Here is a 23,599-nt window from a genome sequence, read left to right as displayed (position 1 = left end):
AAAAAATTCTTGATGATTCATTCGAAACCTCCTTTTTTACTTTATAATAACATAAGAAAGAAATATTGTATTTATGAAATTTTATTTATATCTTTTTGATTAGCCTTTTCTTAGCAGTCAATCTCAAAATACGAAGCTCTATTTTCATAGTTTAACTTATTGCTGCTGAAAACGTTGATTCTCGAGATTTGTAACACTCATAAAAATATTTAAGTTCAGCGGATGAGCTTGATATTAACTACGCAAAATCCAGATGCCGATATTTATAAAGAAGCACGACTTCTTTTTTTAGTCGTTTTTTGTTACAATGTTCAAGATGAAAAGGATGTGAACTTGTGAAAGAATTAAGAGTTGAACAGTTGACCAAAACTTTTGGTGAAAAAACATTATTTGATCGATTATCATTTTTGATTCATGAAAAAGACAGAATTGGTTTGATTGGTATCAATGGAACTGGGAAAACAAGTTTACTCAATATTTTGGCAGGAGAGGACTCCGGCGAGGGAGATGCCAACCCCATTACTGTGATGAGGGATTACCGAATCGGTTATCTTTCACAGGCTCAGGAATTTGCTCCCGAACTAACTGTACTGGATGCGGTATTTCAAGGGAATACACCCATTGTTCAGGCAGTCCGAGAATATGAGCGGGCACTTCTGGCATTAAACGAAAACGGCTTGGATGAAACAATTCAAAAACAGTACAGCCGAGCAGAAGAAAAAATGAATAAGGAGGATGCCTGGACTGCTGACACCAATGCAAAAATAATTCTTCAAAAGCTGGGAATTGCTACTTTGGAAAAGAGAATTGGAGAATTATCTGGTGGACAGAAAAAGAGAGTCAGTTTGGCTCAAACCTTGATTGAAGCACCTGACTTACTGCTTTTGGATGAGCCTACCAACCATTTAGATTACGAAGCGATTAACTGGCTTGAAAAATATTTGAAGAATTATTCCGGTGCGTTAGTAATGGTTACCCATGATCGTTATTTTTTGGATCGTATTGTCAATCGAATTTTTGAACTCTCACACGGAAAATTATATGAATATAAAGGAAATTATGAAGCTTATTTACGTTCGAAGGCCGAACGAGAACGTGTTGAGATAGAGCAGGAAGAAAAAAGAAAGCAGCTTTTCAAGAAGGAATTAGAATGGATGCGTGCTGGTGTACAGGCGAGAGGAACAAAACAGCAGGCACGTCAGGATCGTTTCCATGAGCTGAAAGAGAATTTGAATCAGGTACAGAGCAAAGAATCAGTTGAGCTGAATCTTGCTTCGCAACGTCTGGGTAAGAAAGTTTTGGAGATAAAAAACGGTTTTTACAGTATTGAGGGAAAACAATTGCTTCGTGATTTTTCATTACTGATTCAGTCGAATGATCGAATTGGAATTACTGGAAAGAATGGTGCCGGTAAATCAACACTGTTAAATATTCTTTCCGGCAGGCTTGAACTGGACAGCGGTTTTTACAGTATTGGCGAAACAGTTCGATTGGGCTACTATACGCAGCAAAATGAAGAAATGAATCCGGAAAAGCGCATGATTGCTTATCTTCAGGAAGCAGCAGAGGAAACCAGAACAGCCGATGGACAGACAATAGGGGTTGCTGAGCTTCTGGAACGATTTCTTTTTCCAAGATCTATGCATGGAACAGTCATTGGAAAATTATCGGGTGGTGAAAAAAGACGGTTATACCTTCTAAAATTGCTGATTAGTCAACCCAATGTTCTCCTTTTGGATGAACCGACAAATGACTTGGATATTGATACACTCACTGTTTTGGAAGATTATATTCAGGGATTTAAGGGCACTGTAATTGCTGTTTCTCATGATCGCTATTTTCTTGATAAAACGATAGATAAACTGCTAATATTTGAAGGAAATGCACAGATTTCCAGTTATTATGGCTCAATGAGCAGTTATTTAGAAAAAAAGCTCGTTGAAGAAAAAGTTGAAATTAAAAAAATAAAGTCTCCCATGATAAACGGAAAAACGGAAAAAGAAAAAAAGAAGCTGACCTATATGGAACAAAAAGAATGGGATGTTATCGAAGACGAGATTGCAGAGTTGGAGGAAAAGCAAGAGCAGATCATTGCTGAGATGAATCGATCCGGTGAAGATTTTACCCGTTTGCAGGAATTGCAGAAGGATCTTGAAAATACAGAAGAAAGACTGGAACAGAAAATTGAACATTGGGACTATTTGAGTCAGTTTTCAGAATAAAGCAGGAGGATTTTGTATGGAAAAAGCGTATCTTGATTTAGGAAAGAAAATTTTAACAGAAGGAAATTACAAGGAAGACCGGACAGGGACAGGAACAAAAAGTATTTTTGGTTATCAAATGCGATTTGATTTATCTGAAGGATTCCCTTTACTGACAACTAAACGCGTCCCTTTCAGTTTGATTAAAAGTGAGCTGTTATGGTTTATCAACGGGGATACCAATATCCGCTATTTACTGGAGCATAATAATCATATCTGGGATGAATGGGCATTCGAACGTTATATTAAGAGTCCTGAATACAACGGCCCTGACATGACTGACTTTGGTCATCGTGTGCTGACAGATGAAGCGTTTAAAAAATCTTATGATGAGCAGCATCAGCATTTCTGTAAAAATATTCTTGAAGATTCGGCTTTTGCTGAAAAATTTGGAGAGCTTGGAAATATCTATGGAGCGCAATGGCGACATTGGGAAACAAAAGACGGCAGCTTTATTGATCAGCTCCAATCCGTTATTGAGATGATTAAAACAACACCTGATTCACGAAGATTAATTGTGTCTGCCTGGAATCCGGAAGATGTTCCTTCTATGGCTCTGCCTCCATGCCATACAATGTTTCAGTTTTATGTAAATGATGGGAAGCTAAGCTGCCAGCTCTATCAGAGAAGTGCGGATGTTTTTCTTGGCGTTCCTTTTAATATAGCCAGCTATGCATTATTGACTCATTTGATTGCTCATGAAACAGGTCTTCAAGTCGGAGACTTTGTTCATACTCTGGGAGATGCTCATTTATACAGTAATCACTTTGAACAAATGAAGGAACAGCTGTCTCGCGATATACGAGATGCACCTAAACTCCGTTTAAATACGGAAAAGAAATCTGTATTTGATTTTGAAATGGAAGATATCACTTTGGAAGGGTACAATCCCCATCCAGCGATAAAGGCACCAATTGCGGTTTAAAGTTGAAGGGAGTTAAAAAATAATGTTAGCAGCTATTTGGGCTCAGGATGAACAGGGGAATATTGGTAAAGAAAATGTCCTGCCATGGCACTTGCCAAATGATTTGAAATTTTTTAAAAAGATGACTGAGGACAATACGATTGTCATGGGAAGAAAGACATTTGAAGGAATGGGGAGCAAAGCACTGCCCAATAGAAAGACGATCATTCTGACTAGAGACAAAGAATATCAAGCTGAAAATGTTGTTGTAATGAACAGCATAGAAGAAGTTATAAACTATGCAGAAGAATTTTCAGGTATTACTTTTATTGCCGGGGGAGCAAATATTTATCAGGATTTTCTGCCTTACTGTGATGTTCTATATCGGACTGTTATTCATGGCGATTTTGATGCAGATACATCCTTTCCTTTTGTCGATTGGGAAAAATGGACGCTGATCAATTCAAGCGAAGGAGAAACAGACGAACTAAACAAGTACCCTCATGAATTCGAAACCTATCAGCGGACAGGTTCATGAATTCTGTGTATAGGAAAGGCTGGCTCCACAGTCAGCTGACGAGATAATTTTACTTTGTCCGGGTGTTGTTGCAAAAAGGAAAAACAGAACTTTACCGTTACGACAGCTTTTGGAAAAGTAAAATTATTGGATGACCCCATTTCTGCAGAAGAAAGAGAAGCAGGTTCTGTTTTTTTGAAATGGCTGTAATAGCAACGACTTCTACTTGGACCAGATATCAGAATGAGGTAAACTTAGCTATATAGACCTGTAATATTTCTCATTGGAAAACAGGATGATTGTGTTGGCTATAAAGAGATGTTTCATCTATTTGCTTCTTTTTTCCGAGCAATTTGAACAGCCCGCTCTGTTTTATAACACTTTCAGCACATGAAGCAATCATTTTGAGTAAATAGCAGAGACCCGTCAGGCCGAATTTAAAGAGCTCGACTGGTCTTTTTGTAAAAAAGATCCAAATTCCTTCGATTAAAGGAATTCAGACCCAGTAAATGGTTTAATTAAATATGATTTCTGTATAGACCAACTACTTTACCCAGTATGGAAACATTGTCCAAAAGAATGGGTTCCAAGGCATCATTTTCCGGTTGAAGACGAATATAATCTGTTTCCTTAAAGAATCTTTTACAGGTAGCTTCATCTTCATCTGTCATAGCTATGACAATATCTCCATTTGTCGCATCAGCCTGTTTTCTGACAATGACCTGATCACCATCAAGGATACCGGCATTGATCATACTTTCTCCTCGAATTGTCAGCATAAATAATGCATTTTGCTCAAATTGAAGGTCAGGAGGCAAGGGGAAGAAGTCTGACGCTTCCTCAACAGCCAGTATTGGTTCCCCGGCAGTAACAACACCCAGCATAGGAATAGTTGTAGGCTGAACCCCAATTTTTTCCAACCCCTCTGCTGTTAACTCAATTGCCCGAGGTTTGGTTGGATCTCTTAAAATCAGCCCTTTTTTTTCAAGTCTGGCTAAATGGCCATGCACTGTTGACGTAGAGGAAAGATTCACAGCTTTTCCAATTTCGCGAACGGTTGGCGGATATCCTTTTAGCTCTACTTGTTCATATATATATTTTAATACTTCTACCTGTCTTGTCTCGGTACGTTTTGCCAATATCCACACCTTCTTTCAAATTATAGTTACAGTCTAACATATTTCTCTCATGAAATCAAACAAGCGTTCGTGTAAAATCAATAGGAAAGACAGTTGTTTTTTCAAGCATGTTCTTATAAGATAAAAGGGATTGATAAAGGAGGGAAGACGATGCTTTCAAAAGAAAAGATGGAACGTATCAACGCTCTGGCACGTAAAGCCAAAGAAGGTCCGCTTACAGATTTGGAACTCAATGAGCAGAAGAAACTGCGTGAAGAATATCTGCAGACATTTCGTAAAGGAATGCGGCATCATATTGAGGGAATGAAAGTGGTAGATCCAAAAGGCAATGATGTAACACCTGAGAAGCTGAAACAGATTCAAAAAGAAAAAGGGCTGCATGACCGCAAATAATTAGAGTTAACTTTACTAAAAGTAATTGCTTTCATAAATGAATTAAGGTACAATGTGAGTAATAAAGGTAAAAAAAACCTAAATAGGAGATGATATTTTTGTTCGACAAAACTGATCAACTAGGTGTGAATACCATTCGTACGCTCAGCATCGAAGCCATTCAACAAGCAAATTCGGGACATCCAGGACTACCTATGGGTGCAGCGCCTATGGCTTATGCGCTTTGGACCAAGCATTTAAAGGTTAACCCAAAAACCTCAACAAACTGGGCAGATCGCGACCGTTTTGTTCTTTCTGCCGGTCATGGTTCTGCCTTACTTTACAGTCTGCTTCATTTATCATGCTATAACGTGACAATAGACGATTTAAAGAACTTCCGCCAATGGGACAGTAAAACACCAGGGCATCCGGAAGTCGGTCATACGGACGGAGTGGAAGCAACAACAGGACCATTGGGTCAGGGAATTGCCATGGCTGTCGGAATGGCAATGTCTGAGGCACATTTAGCTGCTGTTTATAATAGAGACAGCTTTAATGTTGTTGATCATTATACGTATGCACTTTGTGGTGACGGTGATTTAATGGAAGGAGTTTCTCAGGAAGCTGCTTCAATGGCTGGTCACATGAAACTGGACAAACTAATCGTTCTTTACGATTCCAATGACATCTCCTTGGATGGGCCGACTTCAAAGTCCTTTACTGAAAATGTCGGCCAGCGCTTCGAAGCCTATGGCTGGCAGCATATTCTGGTAAAGGATGGAAACGATCTGGAGGCTATTTCAAAGGCAATCGAAGACGCCAAAGCTGAGACAGGCAAACCAACCTTGATCGAAGTGAAAACAGTGATTGGATTTGGCGCACCGAAAGAAGGAACATCTGCGGTTCATGGCGCACCGCTTGGTCAGGAAGGAATCGATGCAGCAAAAGTTGTTTATGGTTGGGAATATCCAGATTTCACAGTTCCTGATGAAGTAGCAGAACGCTTTACTGAAAGAATGATTGAAGACGGCGAAAAAGCTGAAGCTGAATGGAATAAACTGTTTGAAAATTACAGCAAATCTCATCCGGATCTTGCAAAACAATTTAAAGATGCCTTTGCAGGAAAATTACCTGAAGACTGGGACAAAGAATTGCCAAGTTATGACGTTGGTTCAAGTGCAGCAAGCCGTGTGACAAGCAAAGATACGATTCAGGCTATTTCAAAAGTTGTTCCAAGCTTCTGGGGCGGCTCAGCCGATCTGTCTGCTTCCAACAATACAATGGTCGCTGGTGAGAAAGATTTTGAACAGGGGCAATATGAAGGTCGAAATATTTGGTTTGGCGTGCGCGAATTTGCGATGGCGGCAGCAATGAATGGCATTCAGCTGCACGGCGGCTCAAAAGTTTATGGCGGGACTTTCTTCGTATTTACAGATTATCTGCGTCCTGCAATTCGCTTGGCGGCTTTGCAAAAAACGCCAGTAACTTATGTGTTGACACATGACTCTGTTGCGGTAGGAGAAGACGGACCAACACATGAACCGATTGAACAGTTGGCAAGTGTCCGTTGCATGCCAGGTGTTCAGGTGATTCGTCCGGCAGACGGCAACGAAACAGTTGCAGCCTGGAAGATTGCCATGACGACAACCGACAAACCGACGATTTTGGTGTTAAGCCGACAAAATCTCCCTGTAATTGAAGGAACAAAAGAACATGCACACGAGACAGTCCAAAAAGGAGCGTATGTAATCTCTCCTCAAAAAGGGGCAACACCTGAAGGAATTTTGATTGCGACAGGCTCAGAAGTGAACCTTGCGATTGAAGCGCAACAAGAGCTTGCCAAACAAGGAAAAGATGTCTCTGTTGTATCTATGCCAAGTTTTGACTTGTTTGAAAGTCAATCTGCAGGATACAAGGAAACAGTCCTTCCAAAAGCTGTTACAAAACGTGTAGCAATCGAAGCAGCTTCTCCATTTGGGTGGGAGCGGTATATAGGAACAGAAGGAGCAACCATCACAATTGATCATTTTGGCGCTTCTGCACCAGGTGATGTAGTTCTAGAAAAATTTGGGTTCACAGTTGATAATGTGATTTCTACCTATGAAAAACTTTAGTTCATAAAGCAACCGATAAACTTCCTGTAATTAAGAAGTTTATCGGTTGCTTTTTTTTACTTGTAAATACAAATTAGTTAAAGTAATGTATTTGTCATGAAAATAAAATGAAAACGAGCAACAAATCATTTCTAAACCTTAATTATATGCTGTACATACGGAAAATATTCAAAAAAATCAATTTGAAACAAAAATTATTTTTATTACAGTAAAGTTTCAAATAGTTTAAATTTCTTTTTTTTAAAACTAGATTGTTGTTTCTTTTATAAAATACACATAAACTATTACTATGACAATCGTTAGGGAGGAAAAAAGTGAATGGAAATTTATGAAACTCGGAGCAGCAGACATATAAAAAAAGCCGACAGACAAAAGAAGAATATGAACCGTTTTGCATCCAGCATGGGTATTGCTTTACTATCCGTTCCGGTAATGAGCGGAGCCTTTGTTTTTTCTGAAGAAGCTGAAGCAACTGATTATGAACAAATTTCCTCAGTATCTCCTCAGGACTTTATTGAATCGATTGGTTACTCAGCTTCTGCTGTAGCAGGTGCAAATGATTTATATGCTTCCGTTATGATTGCACAGGCTTTGCTGGAAAGCAGCTACGGAAATTCTCAGCTGGCTTCTGCACCTAATTATAACCTATTCGGTGTGAAAGGAAGCTACAATGGTCAAACCGTTTATATGTCAACCACAGAATATCTTGAAGGACAGTGGCTTGTTACTTCAGAGCCTTTCAGAGTATACAGCTCTTATTATGAATCGTTTTTAGATCACGCAAATGTTCTCTTATCAGCGGTTTCAAGCTATGGAGATTATCATTATTCCGGTGTCTGGAAAAGTAATACAACCAGTTATTTGGACGCTACAGCAGCTTTGACTGGCGTGTATGCGACAGACCCAAGCTATGCGCAAAAACTAAATTGGCTGATTGATGCCTATGGATTGACACGTTTTGATTCAGGAAGTGATTACAGCTATTATACCGATTATTCTGCCGGAGAAGCAGTTGATTATACTGCATCAGGGCTTTCAAGCTATACGGTACAATCTGGAGATACGTTATGGGGAATCGCTGAAAGCTATGGCATTACAGTGGATCAGCTTATGTCTTTAAACGGTCTATCCGGGGATATGATTACAGTTGGTCAAATCATTGAAGTTCGTTAATACTGATAAAGCAGAAAATACGCAGAGAAGCTGGAAAACAGCCTTTCTGCGTGTTATTTTTTTGATGTTCTGAAAGCTAGGGGTTCCAGCGAGGGAGTAAAAAAGCCTCCTAAACAGTTAAGATGAGGTTGGTTTCCCTCTAATGAACTTCTTCAGGAAAATGAAGCATTGAAACAAAGAATTAAAGAAAATAATGAAACGATAGAAGAGTATCGTAAAAAATTGAACTGGATTCATGATATAGGAAGAGGGGAAAAAGATGAAGGATTACTTTTGTTAATTGCTGTCATCGGTTTGTCTGTAGCAGCACCATTAGGATTATTACTTGCGCCAATTATTGTGAAATGAAATAAAAAAAGCAACACATTTTATAGGCTAATTAACGTTGTATGTACGTGTTGCTTTCTGATTAATTTGTATTTCACATTTATTATGATCGGTGACTATCTTTTGTGGGCTCAAAAAATTGAAGTAAACTATATGTTAGGTTCCTAAGTTAGAACCGAAACATTCAAGTTAGAGCTATTGATTGTTGCACGAAATTTGATATTTGTTGTAGATGTTCCTGCCTTTCTTTTTAAATAGTAGGTTGCTTGTTTTGAATGGTCAATTCGCAAAGATTTACGAGTAAATGAACCGGAGATAGCGGTAGCACTCGCATTTTTTGTTGAAGTAATTGAGTTATTTTTTACAATCACCTGATAGCTGGCTTTCCAAGAGTCCTTTCTTTCTGTTGAAACGGTATACGTACCATTTCCCAACACTCAAAAAAGAGAGGGCTCTTTTTCTGCTGAAAATCTATTTTTGCGTGTTGTATAACGAATAGGTAACCGATTTTTGATCTTTTTCAGCATGAGTAACTGAGCTGTTTCCAACAATGCAAAAAAATATTGAGACGCCTAAAATTAATACTTTTTTTCATTATTATCACTCCTCATTCTTTATAATTCAACAGTACAAAAGAAGGGGGAAAAGTAAGCACTGTTCTTTTTACAGTGTGTCAACTCATGATTGTTTTCAGTATTAACAAGAATATTTTAGATAAGAGCAATTAGATTAGGGAGTAAAATAATTTCAATGACAGCAGGGATGTGTATTCCTAAAAACAAGGCTTAAAAAGAAATCCGCATATCTTTCTCAAGTAAAGACGATAAAAACTGAAAATTTCATTATTTTTATCGCGATACCGTAGTTGATTAATCTAAATTCTATTTCTTCCAACTTTTGTTGTTCAAAAATATTAATTTAAGAATGAAGTATGATATACTATTTCTTTCGAAAGGATGTGAGTAAAATGAATAAACAAAAAATAACCTATTGTGGTTCGTGTGGGAAACCAATGAAAAAACAAGAAGATTTTGGGAGTGAGCAAGATGGAGTACTATCAGGAAAATTTTGTGCCTTATGCTATCAAAATGGAACATGGACAGACCCCGACATAAGCTTCAATGAATTTTATGAAAAATCATATCAAGGATTTTTAAATTCAGACATGAAACGAATCGAGAAATTTTTCTTGAAAAGAATGTACACAAAAAAATTTGTAGCGAAATTAGAACGTTGGAGTAAATAATTTCGAATGTTTGGATTACTCTCTAATTAAAAATAATTTCAAAGATGCTGTTGGTAAAAAACTACAGTGTCTTTTTTTGTTTACTACTAGGCTTGGTGATAGAGTATCGTTATGACAAAGTGGGTAATCAGATAAAATCGCTTATGATAGGGAGCAGCCATGCAAATCACCCCTTTTCTTTTACTGTAAAAGATTTTGGGAGAAAAGAAAAGAGAAACTCCAATTTTTTTCGAAGTTTCTCTTAGGTTGACGATGTTACCTACCTGGAGTTTCTTATATTTTCAGGATCGTTTGGCTTAATTCCGAAGGAGCTGCTCCTGCGGTTACTCGTCGCAAAAAGAATTTTTGCTTTTGTTCTGCTATTTATTCGGGTTTAGATATAAAGAGAGTTTGGAATTTAAAATTAGTTCTGATTACCGTTTCCCCTGACGCAGCTCTTCTAAGCGTCGTTCTCTTTTTTTGTCTATTTCTTTTATTCTTGGTCGGGGAAGTATCGCTTCGTCCGCAACTTCAGATTTTTTAATATGGGTAGTTGGATTCAAATAATCAAAATTCTCCAAATAGTCAAGAACTTCTCTGACAATTGGTGTGGGAGTGGAAGCGCCGGCAGTGACTGCTATTTTTTTTACAGTCTTAAGCCATTCCGGACGGATTTCGGAAACGTCTGAAACACGATATGCCTTCACACCCGCCTGAGATTCAGAAACCTGTGCCAAGCGGTTGCTATTATTACTTTTCGGATCACCAACCACTAAAGTCAAATCACAGCCCTGAGCCTGTTCCACAACTGCTTCCTGCCTTACTTGTGTTGCCTTGCATATATCCTGATGAACACGGATAGATGGGAATTTACTTTTTATTAACTCAATCAAATCCAATACATCCCATTGACTCATCGTTGTCTGATTAGTTAAAAATAATTTTTTATCTTCAGTGAACGATAACTCATTGATATCTTCAACAGTAGACACCAGATGAACATGCTCCGGTGCGACGCCTACAGCCCCTTCTGGTTCAGGATGATTTTTTTTGCCAATATAGATAACATCGAAACCTTCATTTACCTTTTTTTCGATTAATTCATGTGTAATAGTTACATCCGGGCAGGTTGCATCAATGACAGTCAGTCCTTTTTCAGCAGCCAGCTTTTTTATTTTCGGAGAGACTCCGTGAGCCGTCAAAATCACAGTTCCTGTGTCGACTTGATCAAGAATATCTTCCCGATTTTCTCCGTCGAGTGTTTGGATACCAACACTGGCAAAGGCTTCCGTCACATGTCTGTTGTGAACAATCATTCCCAATATATAGATAGGTCTCGGAAGCGACTCATCTAGGGAGACATTCCTGGCAATTACCATTGCATCAACAACCCCATAACAGTAACCTCTTGGACTTATATTTATAATTTCCATTTACCTAGCTCCTAATTATTGTTTTCTTTACTATACACTACTTTTATTAAGGATTTATAAATTTCAGTGGACAACTATATAACTATAGCAAATTAATGGCGTGATTTCAAAAAATGCGCTATGATTAGAGAAATCTAATAATTATGAACGGGGGAAATCACATGACAAAAATTGCTAAATCTATTACACAATTAATAGGGAAAACACCTATTGTTCGATTAAACAATATTGTTCCGACTGATGCAGCTGAAGTTTATGTGAAGCTGGAATTTTTCAATCCTGGAGGGAGCGTAAAAGATCGCATTGCGTTAAGTATGATTGAAAAAGCAGAAGCTGACGGCAAATTAACTGCAGGCGGTACGATTATTGAACCGACAAGCGGGAATACAGGTGTCGGCTTGTCAATGGTCGGCGCTGCAAAAGGCTATAAAGTAATCATTGTTATGCCGGATACAATGAGTGTGGAACGTCGCCAGTTAATGAAAGCTTACGGAGCAGAATTAATTTTGACTCCCGGTACTGAAGGAATGAAGGGCGCAATCGCCAAAGCAACTGAACTAGCTGAACAAAATGGCTATTTTATGCCTCTTCAATTTGATAATCCAGCAAATCCATCAATTCATGAAAGAACAACGGCAAAAGAAATTGAAGACGCATTTGGCAATTCCGGTGTGGATGCTTTTGTTTCCGGTATTGGTACTGGCGGGACAATTACCGGAGCCGGTCATGAATTAAAACGTGTTTATCCTTCTATAAATATTATTGCAGTTGAGCCAACTGAATCACCGGTTTTAGAAGGGGGTACCCCTGGTCCGCATAAAATTCAGGGAATTGGCGCTGGATTTATTCCTAAAGTGTTGGATACAGAAGTTTATGATGAAGTGATTGCTGTATCAAGTGATGATGCAATAAAAACTGCAAGAGCAGCAGCTTCACAGGAAGGAATTTTGGTAGGAATTTCAGCTGGTGCTGCGATAAAAGCTGCGATTGAAACCGCCCAAAAGCTTGGGAAAGGCAAAAAGGTACTTGCTGTCATTCCTGATAATGGTGAAAGATATCTGTCGACTGCTTTATATCAAACAGAAGAATAGCTGACCGCAGGCAATAAAAGAGCCTTGTGTTTCTGTTCAACCGTTTACTCGGATTTTCCAAATAGTATTGGTCTGGGAATTATTTATGTACCAGACCAATTTTTAAATGTTTTTCATTACTAATGAAACTTTTATTTAACATAAACAGGAAGAATTCCCGGTTTTACAACATTTTCAGCCAATATTTCTTGTAAAGCTTGTTTAGAAATAGTATTATTTAAGAAAAGGAGGGATTTTTCAATGGATAATGTATTGGTCAAAAATGCAATGGAAGAATTGAAAGAAGCCAATATTCGGATTACTCCCCAACGTTATGCTATTTTAGAGTACTTAATAGAAAATCATACGCACCCAACAGCGGACGAAATCTATCGGGCATTGGAGGGGCGCTTTCCTAATATGAGCGTTGCTACTGTTTATAACAACTTAAGACTTTTTACAGAAATTGGTTTTGTTCAGGAAATGAATTATGGAGATGCTTCCAGCCGATTCGACTTCGGATCAAAAAAGCATTATCACGCAATCTGCCAAAATTGTGGAAAAATAGTCGATTTTCACTATCCTGGTTTGGAAGATGTAGAGATGGCTGCCAGCAGGCTTACTGGTTTTGAAATCAATGAACATCGTTTGGAGCTATATGGCGTATGTCCGGATTGTCAAAAAATAAAGAAATAGGAGTACCTTATGATCAAAAAAATACATACTGATCGTGCACCGAAAGCAATTGGACCTTATGTACAGGGAAACATATACAATGGATTTCTATTTGCATCTGGTCAGGTACCGCTTCATCCTGATTCGGGAGAAGTTATTGGAAACACGATAGAAGAACAAACAAAACAGGTACTCAAAAATATTCAGGCTATCTTGGACGAAGCAGAAACTTCATTTGATCAAGTGATTAAGACGACTTGTTTTTTGAAAGATATGAATGATTTTGCTGCATTTAATGAGATTTATGCCACAGCATTTAACGAACACCTGCCGGCACGCTCTGCAGTTGAAGTGGCAAGACTCCCAAAAGATGTGCTAATTGAGATTGAAGTAATTGCTGCAGTACCTAATTAAGTTTGATTTCACAAGCTGAGAGAGTTGATCCTCTCAGCTTTTTTTGTTGCTATAAGGGAATCCTAGATAAATCTGTGAACAATATAGAAAATATATTATACTTTCATCTTGGATATTGTGAAAAATATTCTTTCGATTCACAAGCACAAGAATCGAATAATGATTCTCAGTTTGTTATAGTTCTAATTGTAACCTGTATTAGAACCTTTTAGGTCCTATGCAGGAAACAAAATTTAGAAAAATTGAAAGTAGAGGGGAACCATATTATGAAAGTGGTAGTTGTAGGATGTACTCATGCTGGTACAGCGGCTGTGAAAAATATTCTGGCCCATCATCCAAATGCAGAAGTGACTGTTTATGAAAGAAATGATAATGTATCCTTCCTGTCTTGCGGAATTGCTCTGTATGTCGGAGGCGTTGTAAAGGATCCTAAGGGACTGTTTTATTCCAATCCTGAAGAATTAGCATCTCTTGGTGCAAAAGTACACATGGAACATGAGGTGGAATCTATTGATGTTGACAATAAATCTGTTGTTGCAAAAGATTTATTGTCTGGAAAAGTTGAAACTGTCTCATATGACAAATTAGTGATGACAACAGGCTCTTGGCCAATCGTTCCTCCAATTCCCGGGATTGATTCAGAAAATGTTTTACTTTGCAAAAACTACAATCAGGCAAATGTAATCATCGAACAAGCAAAAAATGCTAAGAAAATTGTTGTCGTTGGCGGCGGCTACATTGGGATTGAATTGGTTGAAGCATTTGTAGAATCCGGGAAACAAGTAACCTTGATTGACGGGTTGGATCGTATTCTAAATAAATATTTAGATAAAGCCTTCACAGATGTTCTTGAAAAGGAATTAGTTGACCGAGGAGTAACTTTAGCTTTAGGAGAAAATGTTCAGGAGTTTAAAACTGATGCTTCTGGTATTGTAACTAAAGTTGCTACACCAAGTCAGGAATTTGATGCAGATATGGTGATTATGTGTGTAGGGTTCAAACCTAATACTGTATTGCTTGACGGTAAAGTTGATATGCTTCCTAATGGTGCTCTGATTGTGGACGAGTATATGCATACAAGCAATCCAGATATTCTTGCTGCGGGTGATAGTGCAGTGGTACACTATAATCCAAGCGGAACGAATAATTATATTCCTTTAGCAACGAATGCTGTTCGCCAAGGAATGCTGGTAGGCTGCAATCTAACAGAAAATAAACTGGCTTACCGCGGTACACAAGGGACTTCCGGATTGTATTTATTCGGTTGGAAAATCGGTTCTACCGGAGTGACATTAGAAAGTGCAGAAATGAACGGACTTGAAGTTGAAGCGACATTTTTTGAAGATAATTATCGTCCGGAGTTTATGCCCACGACTGAAAACGTGATGATGGAACTGGTTTATGAGAAGGGAACGAATCGGATTGTTGGAGGTCAGTTGATGTCCAAGTATGATATTACACAATCTGCGAATACCCTATCTTTGGCTGTTCAAAATAAGATGACTGTTGAAGATTTGGCAATCTCTGATTTCTTCTTCCAGCCGCATTTTGACAGACCTTGGAACTATTTGAATTTGCTTGCTCAAGCAGCATTAAACGATATCAACAGCAAATAAAAAATGTTGACTAAAAACGGGCAGATTAGTTCAACAGTCCATGGAAATCAGTGAGAAGTCAATAGTATGATCAAGTGAATGATCTATAACTTTACAAAATCAAGTTTTAATAAGATTACAACACATACGGTTGGTACATTATAGTGTATCACTGAGCAGAATAAAAAGAAGCGATCGACTATGAATCAATCATTTGTCATACTAAGCAAGAGGACAAGTGAGGGAGGCAGGTCGATCGCTTTTTGAGGTTTTCTACTTATTTTCGAGCAGCTCATTAGATTGAAAAAAATGCGTATACTTCTGGGAATAGACGATCCTCTTTAGCCTCTTATTTCAAGGTGTGATGGGAGTTGAATGGTAGTGTTTTAGATTGTTGTACCGGATTAGATATTTATTTGAAAGAAATTATTGCTTGTGTTCTGGAAACAAGCGACTGGCCGAAAACAAAATAGAGTCCCTCAAGTCTTACAGAAAGCGGGGATCAAATGAGATTAAAGATATCTATGGCGAAATATTGCTCAGGTTCCTTTCTCTTGACTTATATGAAAGGATTAAAAGCTTAATATACTTTTAAATGCTCCTCATTAAAATTTTTCTCATATTCATTACAAAATCCTCATAGACATGGTAGTATAGCTGAGGATTAATCAGAGAGGAATTTGCAGATGAAAAACAGTATACTAAAGAATTTCATAAAGGATACATTATATGTAATTATTGGATCATTTATTCTGGCACTTGCAATTAACAGTATTCTTTTACCTATGTCAATTGTTTCCGGAGGTATTTCAGGTCTTACTATAGTATTAAATCATTTATTTGGCTTTAATCCAGCATTGGTCTTATATGCTATTAATATTCCAATGCTCATTCTTTGTTTTATATTTTTAGGAAAAGAGAATGGCTTAAAGACCGTTTTCGGAAGTTTAATTTTTCCTTTTTTTGTGGGTACTACAGCTGGTATCCCTGTTTTAACTGAGAATGCACTTTTGGCAGCTGTCTATGGCGGGATAGCTGTGGGGATTGGTTTGGGACTGGTTTGGGACTGGTCTTTCGAGGAAATGCTTCTACAGGCGGTACGGCAATTCCCGCACAGATCCTTCATAAATACCTGAAAGTACCTTTGGGACTCTGCATTTCTATTGTGGATGGTTCCATTATTCTAGCTGGACTTCTTGCATTCGATGTGGATAGAATTCTTTTTTCAATGATCTGTCTTTTCTTAACTGGTCGAGTAATCGATTTGATTCAGGTTGGAGTAGTAAGATCAAAGAATGTTTTTATTGTTTCTCCAAAATATGAAGAAATCAAACTCACATTATTGAAAGAGCTGGATAAAGGTGTGACAATGATTCCTGTAAAAGGCGGATATCACGAACAGGAAGGAATGCTCTTAATGACAGTTATCAAGGAAAAGGATTTTCCGAAAGTAAAAGAGGAGCTGCTTCGGATTGATGAACATGCATTTATCATTTCAATGAATGCAAGTGAAGTCTTTGGCAGAGGGTTCAGCCTGCAACGTATGTTTGAGTATATGGAATAAGAAAAATTTATGAAAATCTTTGGAGAAGTCTCTCTGAAGGTTTTTTCTGCACTGTTTTATTATTGATAAGTGTTTATGTATAATGAGAGAGTAACAGTTGAAATACCACTTTAAGTATACAATAATATTGTTATGTAAACTAAAGAGAGGAAGCAAGTTATTTCATGGAAAAAAAAGCTCTTTTAATTATTGATTTGCAGGTAGGTCTTGAATCTGCAGAAAAAAAACTCTTTCAACTGGAGAGAGTTCTAAATGAAGTAAATGATCGAATCGCTGTTTATCGAAAAGAAAATCGGCCGATTATCTTCATCCAACATGAAGATGAAGAGCTGATACCAGACTCTCATGCCTGGCATTTATTTCCTGAGCTGCATGCAGAAGAAAAAGACTACTATATTTCCAAGACACATGCCAACTCCTTTTTTCATACAAATTTAACTTCACTCCTAGAAACATTGGGGGTTACTCAGCTGGAAATCTGCGGTGCTCAAACTGAATATTGTGTTGATACAACGATACGAATGGCTCATGGGCTTGGATATAATTGTTTTATGAAAAAAGGATTAACAACAACGCTGAATAACAGCAGGTTGAAAGCTTCTGAGATTATACAACATCATGAAGCAATCTGGAATCTGCGGTTTTTAACTTTTTTTTCTGAGTAAATAAATTCTATTCTTAAGACAGGGTGTAAACTTAAAGCAGAAATTTCTGTCTGAATGAAAAGGAGGAAATACTAATGTCTGGTATTACGGCAAAGCAGATTTTGACAAAAACGAAAAATACTGACTGGTTTGGTACAGACTATAACATGAATGTTTATCGTGGATGTAATCATGGATGTATTTATTGTGATTCAAGAAGTGAGTGTTATCAAATTGAACAGTTTGATCAAGTAACCTACAAAGAAAATGCTTTGGTGCTTTTAAACCAAGAATTGCAGGGGAAACGTAAGAAGGCGGTCATCGGTTTTGGCGCCATGTCAGATGCGTATAACCAGCTTGAAAAAAAGAAATACTTAACCAGACAGGTACTTGAATTAATTGATATTCATGGCTTTGGCATATCTTTAGCCACAAAGAGCAGCCTTCTCACCAGAGATATTGATTGTTTCAAAAAGATTCAACGTCATTCACCTGTAAATCTTGGCTTCTCATTCAGTACATCGCATGATGGGCTTGCACGAAAAATTGAAAGAAATGTGTCATTACCAAGTGAACGATTTAGAGCTATTGAAGAGTGTAAGCTAAATGGACTATACTGTGGTTTGTTAATGATGCCGATTTTGCCTTACATAACAGACAATTGGAAGTTAATGGCAGACTTAATCTATAAAGCCCATGAGGTTCAGGCAGATTATATCTATCCGTTGTTTGGGATGACATTAAGAGATCGTCAAAAAGACCATTATATAGCCAGCTTGCATAAATTGTCACCGGCATTGGCAGAGAAATACCAACGAAACTATAAAGAAACTTACTTTTTCCCAGCCCAAAACTATGAAAGACTTGTAGATAATTTTAAGAATCTATGTACTAAACTTGGTATCGTTTACGAGATGGCTGAGATTATAAGTAATTATCAGATGCCTTATGAAGCCGAACAAAGTACATTATTCTAAAAAAGGAGATAAGCTCTTATAGAGGTTAGACAAATTGAAGAGAGGGGTGCTGGAGTCTTCTTGCAGATGCAGCATCAATAGAAAAGATAAACATGTTGCTTATGTTATTATTGGTTTGCTAAAAACAGCACAGAGAAAAGGGCTTGGCACACTATTTTTCTCAAAACTTGATTGTTGGGCTGAAAAAAGGAAAGTTAGACGGCTGGTATTAACTGTTATAACAGAAAGCCAGGCAGCAGTAAATCTATATAGGAAGCTGGTTTTGAAATAGAAGGCATTAAAAGACAGGCAATTTTTCAAAATAACAATTATATGGATGAATACTACATGTCCAAAACCCTTTAATAACAGATTTTGGACATGCTTCTTTTATTTGACCGTTAAAACATCACCAATAATAACCGTTGTATCGACCATATTATTTTTAAGCATAATTTCTTCCAAACTTAAACCGTGCTGTTCAGCAATCAATGATAGGGCATCTCCCGGCTGAACGATATACGTAGTTGCTTCAGCTTCAGCAACTTCAATGACATCTTGGACCTGATCCGTTTCTTGTCCTTCTGCGACATCTACATCGGAAGCAGGTATGCCAGTTTCAGGCGGAGTAGAAGAGTGAACTGTTTCGCCCAGTGCAGTCTCCTGTGAGTCAGATGTATTCGTTTCGGCAGCAACACTTGAAGAAGTTGAACTGTTGGTTGTCTTGGCAGTTGAAGCGACCGAGCCTATTTTATCAATCTCCTTTTCAAGACGGACAATTTGCTCGTTAAAATAACTTTTTTCAGTGCTTGCCTGGTAGGTTTGGTATGCCAGATAACCTAACCCCAGCGTATTTATTAATAATAAAAGAAGAAGGATAACCAGTAATGCTGATGTCCCTGAATCTCTTCTTGATACACGACTTCTGTACTTTTCTCCCATAGATAAAAACCCCTTTTGTTTATTTTCATTAGCAAGTATAGCATATTTGTTTAAAAATAACTTCTGTTTTTTGTTAAAATTATGTTATTAAATCACAAAATAATTATTTGAGTGTTATAACCAGTGGGCATCCATAAAGGAATGGCAGAACAGGTATACCTGACATTTGATAGAAATATATTTCTAAGAAAAGAATAGGATTTTAATGTAATTAAAAGAAGTACATTCCGCTAAATACTTTCAAACCTGTTCAGCAATTTCAATCAAAAGAAGTGTATAGACTGGGAAGTACTGTGATCAATCATTTTTATAAGAAGCTGGTAAAGCTTGAAGAACGCTTGCATACAGACTGCACTAAAAGAATTGGAAAGCAAAGATATGAATTTTTACTAAATTTTTTAGAAGAGTTTTATTTGTAGATGGTAGGATGAATGATTCCGTATTAAAGAAAATAATCAGACATTTGTACCATAAAAAATCCGTCGCAGGACTTATGCTTACTAACAATTAATTCGCTATACTAAAATTATGAGTAAAAAATGAATGTGAGGTAAAATAGAATGAATATGAAAAGAACACGATTGGCGATTATTGGAGTAAGTGCTTTTCTGTTATTGTCAGGATGTCAGGGATTTGGTCGTTCATCTTATGATGAAAAAGAATATGTAAGTGAGAATCTGGTAGAGGTACTGGAAATAGAGGATAAAAATATTCCTGTTACTGTTGTTGGAGTGGATGAGAGTCAACCAGTAACAATCACCTATTATGAGAATAAAAATGAAACCTACACAATTGATGACCAAAATAATAAACTGGTTATCAAAAAGAATGAACCGAAGAAAGGCTGGTCAATTTTTTCATGGTTCAATTTTAACTTTGGCAAAGGAGCTGAAGTGATGGTGGAAGTTCCTTCAAGCCAGTTAAGCTCTTTAAATGTAAAGACAAGCAACAATAAAATTTCAGTCGAAAATATAAGTACTAACAACGCCAAGCTTGAATCTTCAAACGGAAAAATTCATCTGGAAGATATTCAAGCAGCAAACAAAGCTGAAGTGATGGTGGAAGTTCCTTCAAGCCAGTTAAGCTCTTTAAATGTAAAGACAAGCAACAATAAAATTTCAGTCGAAAATATAAGTACTAACAACGCCAAGCTTGAATCTTCAAACGGAAAAATTCATCTGGAAGATATTCAAGCAGCAAACAAAATAGAAGGCAAGACAAATAACAGTAAGATAGAGTTGGATGACGTCAATGCTAAAGAAATTGACTTTAAAACATCCAATGGAAAAATTGATTTATCGGAACTATCATTTTCAGACGGAAGATTCGAAACAAGTAACGGAAAAATTAGTTTTGACGAACTTTCGGTAAAAAGCTACTTAAGCATTAAAAGTTCAAATGGTTCAATTAAAGGGACGATTGCAGGAAAACAAAATGATTTTAGTGTTGAATCGAAAACATCGAATGGCAAGAATAATCTTAGCAATACAACATCCGGAAATAAAGAGTTAGTCGTTAAAACTTCTAACAGTGAAATAAAAGTAGATTTTTCGATGGATTAGCAAGGTCGTGCCGCCATCAGAGGTTTCAGACTGATTAAAAAAAGAGAAGCTGTTATAAAAATGATAGCTTCTCTTTTTTGTGCAGTTATTTTTAAATCAGCTCCAGCTTAACCTCAATGTTGCCTCTGGTTGCTTTTGAATATGGACAAAAGTCATGTGCTTTTTCAAGATATTCTTTTGCTGTCGCTTCATCCAGATCTTCAATATGCACATCCATAATGACACCAATCTGATAGCCCCCATCATCCGTTCCGTAGAGTGAAACTCTGGCTTTTACTGTACTGTCAGCTTCAATGTTTCCTTCTTTTAAAACATGCTGCAATGCTCCGTTAAAGCAAGAAGCATAGCCGGCAGCAAACAGCTGCTCTGGATTTGTTCCTTCTGCGTGAAGACCGGGAGGTGTAATTTTCATATGCATTGTTCCGTTTGGCGCTTCGACGTAACCATCTCTTCCACCATGATTGGTCATGGCAGTTTCATACATTTTTTTCATCTTATTTCCTCCGTTCATGTTTACACTTTTAATTGTAGTGCTTGTTGTCTTTTTGTTCAATTAATTTGATTGGGTCATATTTGGATTTTAAAGCTGGAGGAATAATATAAAAAAATGGATAGTTTTCTCCCGCATAGTTTGATACGATAAATAAAGTACACTTCAGAGAAGCATTTAAATACATTTAACTAAAAATTGAAAATACAAGACATAAACAGAAAATAGACTTGGCAGGGAGGCAGCGCAATGAAAAAGGAACTTCAGGGAGGAAGAGAAGGACAAATTTTTAGAGAAGGGAACGCTGTCATACGGCCGATGAATTCTTGGTCAAAAGAGGTACATGATTTTTTGAGTTTTCTGGACAAGCAGGGGGTTGAGTCTGTTCCAAGACCACTTAAATTGACGGAAGCATCAGAGTATGTTTCTTTTGTACCAGGAGAAGTATTCAACGATCCGCTTCCACAAATTTTTTTCACAGATCAAATGATTATTTCTGCCGCTGAATTATTAAGTATTTTTCATGAAAGAGGCAAAAATTATATTTATAACTTAACAGGATCGGAGAAATGGATGCTGAAATCAGGTGATAAAGCAGAAATCATGTGCCACGGTGACTTTGCCCCGTATAATGTAACTATAATTGATAACAAAGCATTTGGTATTATTGATTTCGATACTCTTCATCCAGGTTCAAAAATGGAGGATGTGGCATATGCTGTTTACCGCTGGTGTCTATTAGATGGAGGTCAGGCTGGTGAGATTAGCTGGAGTGAGAAAATTAGAAAAATAAAGCTTTTTCTTGATATCTATGGATTTGATGAAAAGGATCGGGTGCAACTGCCGGGGGCTATCACTAAAAGGTTGCTGAATTTGGTCTCTTTTATGGAAAAGGAGGCAAGTAAAGGAACACCCAATTTTCAAAAAAACATAGAAGACGGTCATGTAAAGAAGTACTTGACAGATATTGAACAGATTAATAAACGCAAGAAGCGGATTATTTCCGGCATTAGAAATACAAAATTTTAATCTAAAAACTGGTTCAGTCAAAAGGAGTGCTTTTTATGAAAATTTCCGATGAATTATATGGTGAATATGAGCTCAAAGATCAGGTCCTTATAGATTTAATTCAAAGTAAAGAACTGCAGCGTTTAAAAGAAATTCATATGGCCGGTCCGGCATATTTGTTAAATCCAGTCTGGAACGAAACAAGATATGAACATTCAATTGGTGTGATGCTGCTGATTAAAAAACTTGGTGGATCATTGGAAGAGCAAATTGCTGGGCTTCTTCATGATGTTTCGCATACAGCATTTTCTCATCTCATTGATTTTGTATTGGATAAAAAAGAAGAAAATTTCCATGAAGAGATTAAATTGGATTTCATTTCTAAAAGCGGCATTCCGAATATTTTAAAAAACCACGGGTATGATTATAAAAAACTGCTGCTGGATGACACGCAATGGGCAATTTTAGAGCAGTCAGCTCCAGCATTATGTGCGGATCGAGTGGACTATACACTTCGGGAAGTTCATCGATATTATGATGTTCCCCTTCATGAAATTCATTCATTTCTTAATAGTTTAAAGCAGTTGAAAGGACAGATGGTTTTAGATGAATTGATTTGGGGCGAATGGTTTGTTGAACAGTATAATAAAGTTGTTGTTGATTTTTTTTATGAACCCTTGAATATTTACAGCAATTATTTGCTGAAACAAGTAATCCATTACGCAATGAACCAAGAAATAATTTCAGAATCAGATTTTCTTCTGACAGATAACGGACTCCTTCAAAAAATACAGTCAGCTGATAGCTGGGAAATAAAATGCCTGCTTGACTTTTTACAACAGCCGCCTGATTTAAAGATTACCGGAGCAGGGGAAGACTTCGACATTTTTCATCAGACCAAATCACGTAGTGTCGATCCATTTATACTTGTTTCAGAGGAGATAGTCACGACCTCCGAAAAATCAATACAGGCAAAAAGACAAATCCAAAAGGCTATCCGGCGAGGTGAAGAAGGACTTTATTTGAAAATCCAACAGTAAAATACAGAATAAGTTGCTGAAAAACGATTCCGTACCAGGCGAATAATCTGATAGAAGATGTTTCTTTACAAAAGCACTCTCAATATGCCAGTTATCATTAAGGGCGTGTATTTCAATAGAATTAGTTTTGTACCGTAAAGAAAGAATGGCTGACAGGTGTTTGGAAAAATAAGT

23 protein-coding genes and 1 pseudogene are annotated in these 23,599 nt (G+C 37.3%); 19 read left to right on the top strand and 5 right to left on the bottom strand.

Going from position 1 to position 23,599, the window contains the following annotated elements:
* Window positions 1–359 precede the first annotated feature (359 nt).
* Genes LI954_RS11795 through LI954_RS11785 form a run of 3 tightly spaced genes read left to right on the top strand, consistent with a single transcriptional unit; the run spans window position 360 to window position 3,703 of the window.
* The gene (locus LI954_RS11795) at window positions 360–2,222 is read left to right on the top strand and encodes an ABC-F family ATP-binding cassette domain-containing protein (RefSeq protein ID WP_267491485.1); all 1,863 of its coding nucleotides are present in this window, start codon (window positions 360–362) and stop codon (window positions 2,220–2,222) included.
* Window positions 2,223–2,238: 16 nt separating this feature from the next.
* Window positions 2,239–3,186: a thymidylate synthase gene (locus LI954_RS11790; protein WP_202069030.1), complete on the top strand. Its 948-nt coding sequence runs from the start codon at window positions 2,239–2,241 to the stop codon at window positions 3,184–3,186.
* Window positions 3,187–3,208: 22 nt separating this feature from the next.
* Window positions 3,209–3,703 (top strand): dihydrofolate reductase, encoded by a 495-nt coding sequence (locus LI954_RS11785; RefSeq protein WP_229440992.1) that lies wholly within the window; start codon window positions 3,209–3,211, stop codon window positions 3,701–3,703.
* A gap of 497 nt (window positions 3,704–4,200) precedes the next feature.
* On the opposite strand, the gene lexA is transcribed toward LI954_RS11785, so the two are convergent.
* Complete coding sequence (gene lexA, locus LI954_RS11780; protein ID WP_229440993.1) at window positions 4,201–4,821, bottom strand: transcriptional repressor LexA; 621 nt, start codon at window positions 4,819–4,821, stop codon at window positions 4,201–4,203.
* A 150-nt stretch (window positions 4,822–4,971) separates the two neighbouring features.
* Here lexA and LI954_RS11775 point away from each other — a divergent pair, with 150 nt between their 5' ends.
* The 4 genes from LI954_RS11775 (at window position 4,972) to LI954_RS11760 (ending at window position 8,828) form a co-directional block, all read left to right on the top strand.
* Window positions 4,972–5,214 (top strand): DUF896 family protein, encoded by a 243-nt coding sequence (locus LI954_RS11775; RefSeq protein WP_202069023.1) that lies wholly within the window; start codon window positions 4,972–4,974, stop codon window positions 5,212–5,214.
* Between the two features lie 98 nt (window positions 5,215–5,312).
* Window positions 5,313–7,307 (top strand): transketolase, encoded by a 1,995-nt coding sequence (tkt, locus tag LI954_RS11770; RefSeq protein WP_229444568.1) that lies wholly within the window; start codon window positions 5,313–5,315, stop codon window positions 7,305–7,307.
* A gap of 318 nt (window positions 7,308–7,625) precedes the next feature.
* Window positions 7,626–8,480, top strand: coding sequence for a glucosaminidase domain-containing protein (locus LI954_RS11765; RefSeq protein WP_229440995.1), 855 nt, complete (start codon window positions 7,626–7,628; stop codon window positions 8,478–8,480).
* A gap of 168 nt (window positions 8,481–8,648) precedes the next feature.
* Window positions 8,649–8,828 (top strand): dioxygenase, encoded by a 180-nt coding sequence (locus LI954_RS11760; protein ID WP_202069419.1) that lies wholly within the window; start codon window positions 8,649–8,651, stop codon window positions 8,826–8,828.
* Window positions 8,829–8,971: 143 nt separating this feature from the next.
* On the opposite strand, the gene LI954_RS11755 is transcribed toward LI954_RS11760, so the two are convergent.
* Window positions 8,972–9,241: a DUF5626 family protein gene (locus LI954_RS11755; RefSeq protein ID WP_229444567.1), complete on the bottom strand. Its 270-nt coding sequence runs from the start codon at window positions 9,239–9,241 to the stop codon at window positions 8,972–8,974.
* 533 nt (window positions 9,242–9,774) lie between these two features.
* On the opposite strand from LI954_RS11755, the gene LI954_RS11750 reads away from it, so the two are divergent.
* Window positions 9,775–10,053, top strand: a complete 279-nt coding sequence (locus tag LI954_RS11750; RefSeq protein ID WP_202069422.1) for a zinc ribbon domain-containing protein — start codon at window positions 9,775–9,777, stop codon at window positions 10,051–10,053.
* Window positions 10,054–10,466: 413 nt separating this feature from the next.
* On the opposite strand, the gene LI954_RS11745 is transcribed toward LI954_RS11750, so the two are convergent.
* Entirely contained in the window at window positions 10,467–11,465 is a 999-nt protein-coding gene (locus LI954_RS11745) for a 4-hydroxy-3-methylbut-2-enyl diphosphate reductase (protein WP_229440998.1), read from the bottom strand.
* Window positions 11,466–11,626: 161 nt separating this feature from the next.
* Here LI954_RS11745 and cysK point away from each other — a divergent pair, with 161 nt between their 5' ends.
* From cysK to LI954_RS16370, 8 genes and pseudogenes are all read left to right on the top strand, one after another.
* Window positions 11,627–12,556, top strand: a complete 930-nt coding sequence (gene cysK, locus LI954_RS11740; protein ID WP_202069018.1) for a cysteine synthase A — start codon at window positions 11,627–11,629, stop codon at window positions 12,554–12,556.
* A 240-nt stretch (window positions 12,557–12,796) separates the two neighbouring features.
* Window positions 12,797–13,231, top strand: coding sequence for a peroxide-responsive transcriptional repressor PerR (gene perR / locus LI954_RS11735; RefSeq protein ID WP_229444566.1), 435 nt, complete (start codon window positions 12,797–12,799; stop codon window positions 13,229–13,231).
* A gap of 9 nt (window positions 13,232–13,240) precedes the next feature.
* The gene (locus LI954_RS11730) at window positions 13,241–13,624 is read left to right on the top strand and encodes a RidA family protein (RefSeq protein ID WP_229440999.1); all 384 of its coding nucleotides are present in this window, start codon (window positions 13,241–13,243) and stop codon (window positions 13,622–13,624) included.
* 266 nt (window positions 13,625–13,890) lie between these two features.
* Window positions 13,891–15,240 (top strand): NADH oxidase, encoded by a 1,350-nt coding sequence (locus LI954_RS11725; protein WP_202069011.1) that lies wholly within the window; start codon window positions 13,891–13,893, stop codon window positions 15,238–15,240.
* Window positions 15,241–15,905: 665 nt separating this feature from the next.
* Window positions 15,906–16,783 (top strand): annotated as a pseudogene (locus LI954_RS11720) (YitT family protein).
* A 164-nt stretch (window positions 16,784–16,947) separates the two neighbouring features.
* The gene (locus LI954_RS11715; RefSeq protein WP_229444565.1) at window positions 16,948–17,448 is read left to right on the top strand and encodes a cysteine hydrolase family protein; all 501 of its coding nucleotides are present in this window, start codon (window positions 16,948–16,950) and stop codon (window positions 17,446–17,448) included.
* Between the two features lie 74 nt (window positions 17,449–17,522).
* Entirely contained in the window at window positions 17,523–18,404 is an 882-nt protein-coding gene (locus LI954_RS11710; protein ID WP_229441002.1) for an SPL family radical SAM protein, read from the top strand.
* Window positions 18,405–18,450: 46 nt separating this feature from the next.
* The gene (locus LI954_RS16370; RefSeq protein WP_420705982.1) at window positions 18,451–18,675 is read left to right on the top strand and encodes a GNAT family N-acetyltransferase; all 225 of its coding nucleotides are present in this window, start codon (window positions 18,451–18,453) and stop codon (window positions 18,673–18,675) included.
* A 98-nt stretch (window positions 18,676–18,773) separates the two neighbouring features.
* On the opposite strand, the gene LI954_RS11705 is transcribed toward LI954_RS16370, so the two are convergent.
* Window positions 18,774–19,325: a LysM peptidoglycan-binding domain-containing protein gene (locus LI954_RS11705; RefSeq protein ID WP_229444564.1), complete on the bottom strand. Its 552-nt coding sequence runs from the start codon at window positions 19,323–19,325 to the stop codon at window positions 18,774–18,776.
* 560 nt (window positions 19,326–19,885) lie between these two features.
* On the opposite strand from LI954_RS11705, the gene LI954_RS11700 reads away from it, so the two are divergent.
* Window positions 19,886–20,887 carry a DUF4097 family beta strand repeat-containing protein gene (locus LI954_RS11700; RefSeq protein WP_229444563.1) on the top strand — a complete coding sequence of 334 codons (1,002 nt, stop codon included), beginning with the start codon at window positions 19,886–19,888 and terminating at the stop codon, window positions 20,885–20,887.
* A 91-nt stretch (window positions 20,888–20,978) separates the two neighbouring features.
* On the opposite strand, the gene LI954_RS11695 is transcribed toward LI954_RS11700, so the two are convergent.
* Entirely contained in the window at window positions 20,979–21,380 is a 402-nt protein-coding gene (locus tag LI954_RS11695; protein ID WP_229441004.1) for an organic hydroperoxide resistance protein, read from the bottom strand.
* A gap of 246 nt (window positions 21,381–21,626) precedes the next feature.
* Here LI954_RS11695 and LI954_RS11690 point away from each other — a divergent pair, with 246 nt between their 5' ends.
* Complete coding sequence (locus LI954_RS11690; RefSeq protein ID WP_229441005.1) at window positions 21,627–22,406, top strand: aminoglycoside phosphotransferase family protein; 780 nt, start codon at window positions 21,627–21,629, stop codon at window positions 22,404–22,406.
* Between the two features lie 35 nt (window positions 22,407–22,441).
* A complete protein-coding gene (locus tag LI954_RS11685; RefSeq protein ID WP_229441006.1) occupies window positions 22,442–23,425 on the top strand; it encodes an HD domain-containing protein in 984 nt (327 codons plus the stop codon).
* The last annotated feature ends 174 nt before the right edge of the window (window positions 23,426–23,599 follow it).

It is taken from the genome of Enterococcus sp. CWB-B31 (assembly GCF_020567645.1).
Lineage (GTDB): Bacteria > Bacillota > Bacilli > Lactobacillales > Enterococcaceae > Enterococcus_L.
This window is presented reverse-complemented; position numbering and strand designations above follow the sequence as displayed.

Excerpts from the sequence above, each read along its gene's own strand:
- LI954_RS11790 (WP_202069030.1), top strand. The coding sequence starts at position 2,239 with ATGGAAAAAGCGTATCTTGATTTAGGAAAGAAAATTTTAACAGAAGGA.
- LI954_RS11785 (WP_229440992.1), top strand. The coding sequence starts at position 3,209 with ATGTTAGCAGCTATTTGGGCTCAGGATGAACAGGGGAATATTGGTAAA.
- LI954_RS11775 (WP_202069023.1), top strand. The coding sequence starts at position 4,972 with ATGCTTTCAAAAGAAAAGATGGAACGTATCAACGCTCTGGCACGTAAA.
- LI954_RS11765 (WP_229440995.1), top strand. The coding sequence starts at position 7,626 with ATGGAAATTTATGAAACTCGGAGCAGCAGACATATAAAAAAAGCCGAC.
- LI954_RS11750 (WP_202069422.1), top strand. The coding sequence starts at position 9,775 with ATGAATAAACAAAAAATAACCTATTGTGGTTCGTGTGGGAAACCAATG.
- LI954_RS11745 (WP_229440998.1), bottom strand. The coding sequence starts at position 11,465 with ATGGAAATTATAAATATAAGTCCAAGAGGTTACTGTTATGGGGTTGTT.
- cysK (WP_202069018.1), top strand. The coding sequence starts at position 11,627 with ATGACAAAAATTGCTAAATCTATTACACAATTAATAGGGAAAACACCT.
- perR (WP_229444566.1), top strand. The coding sequence starts at position 12,797 with ATGGATAATGTATTGGTCAAAAATGCAATGGAAGAATTGAAAGAAGCC.
- LI954_RS11730 (WP_229440999.1), top strand. The coding sequence starts at position 13,241 with ATGATCAAAAAAATACATACTGATCGTGCACCGAAAGCAATTGGACCT.
- LI954_RS11725 (WP_202069011.1), top strand. The coding sequence starts at position 13,891 with ATGAAAGTGGTAGTTGTAGGATGTACTCATGCTGGTACAGCGGCTGTG.
- LI954_RS11715 (WP_229444565.1), top strand. The coding sequence starts at position 16,948 with ATGGAAAAAAAAGCTCTTTTAATTATTGATTTGCAGGTAGGTCTTGAA.
- LI954_RS11710 (WP_229441002.1), top strand. The coding sequence starts at position 17,523 with ATGTCTGGTATTACGGCAAAGCAGATTTTGACAAAAACGAAAAATACT.
- LI954_RS11705 (WP_229444564.1), bottom strand. The coding sequence starts at position 19,325 with ATGGGAGAAAAGTACAGAAGTCGTGTATCAAGAAGAGATTCAGGGACA.
- LI954_RS11700 (WP_229444563.1), top strand. The coding sequence starts at position 19,886 with ATGAATATGAAAAGAACACGATTGGCGATTATTGGAGTAAGTGCTTTT.
- LI954_RS11695 (WP_229441004.1), bottom strand. The coding sequence starts at position 21,380 with ATGAAAAAAATGTATGAAACTGCCATGACCAATCATGGTGGAAGAGAT.
- LI954_RS11690 (WP_229441005.1), top strand. The coding sequence starts at position 21,627 with ATGAAAAAGGAACTTCAGGGAGGAAGAGAAGGACAAATTTTTAGAGAA.
- LI954_RS11685 (WP_229441006.1), top strand. The coding sequence starts at position 22,442 with ATGAAAATTTCCGATGAATTATATGGTGAATATGAGCTCAAAGATCAG.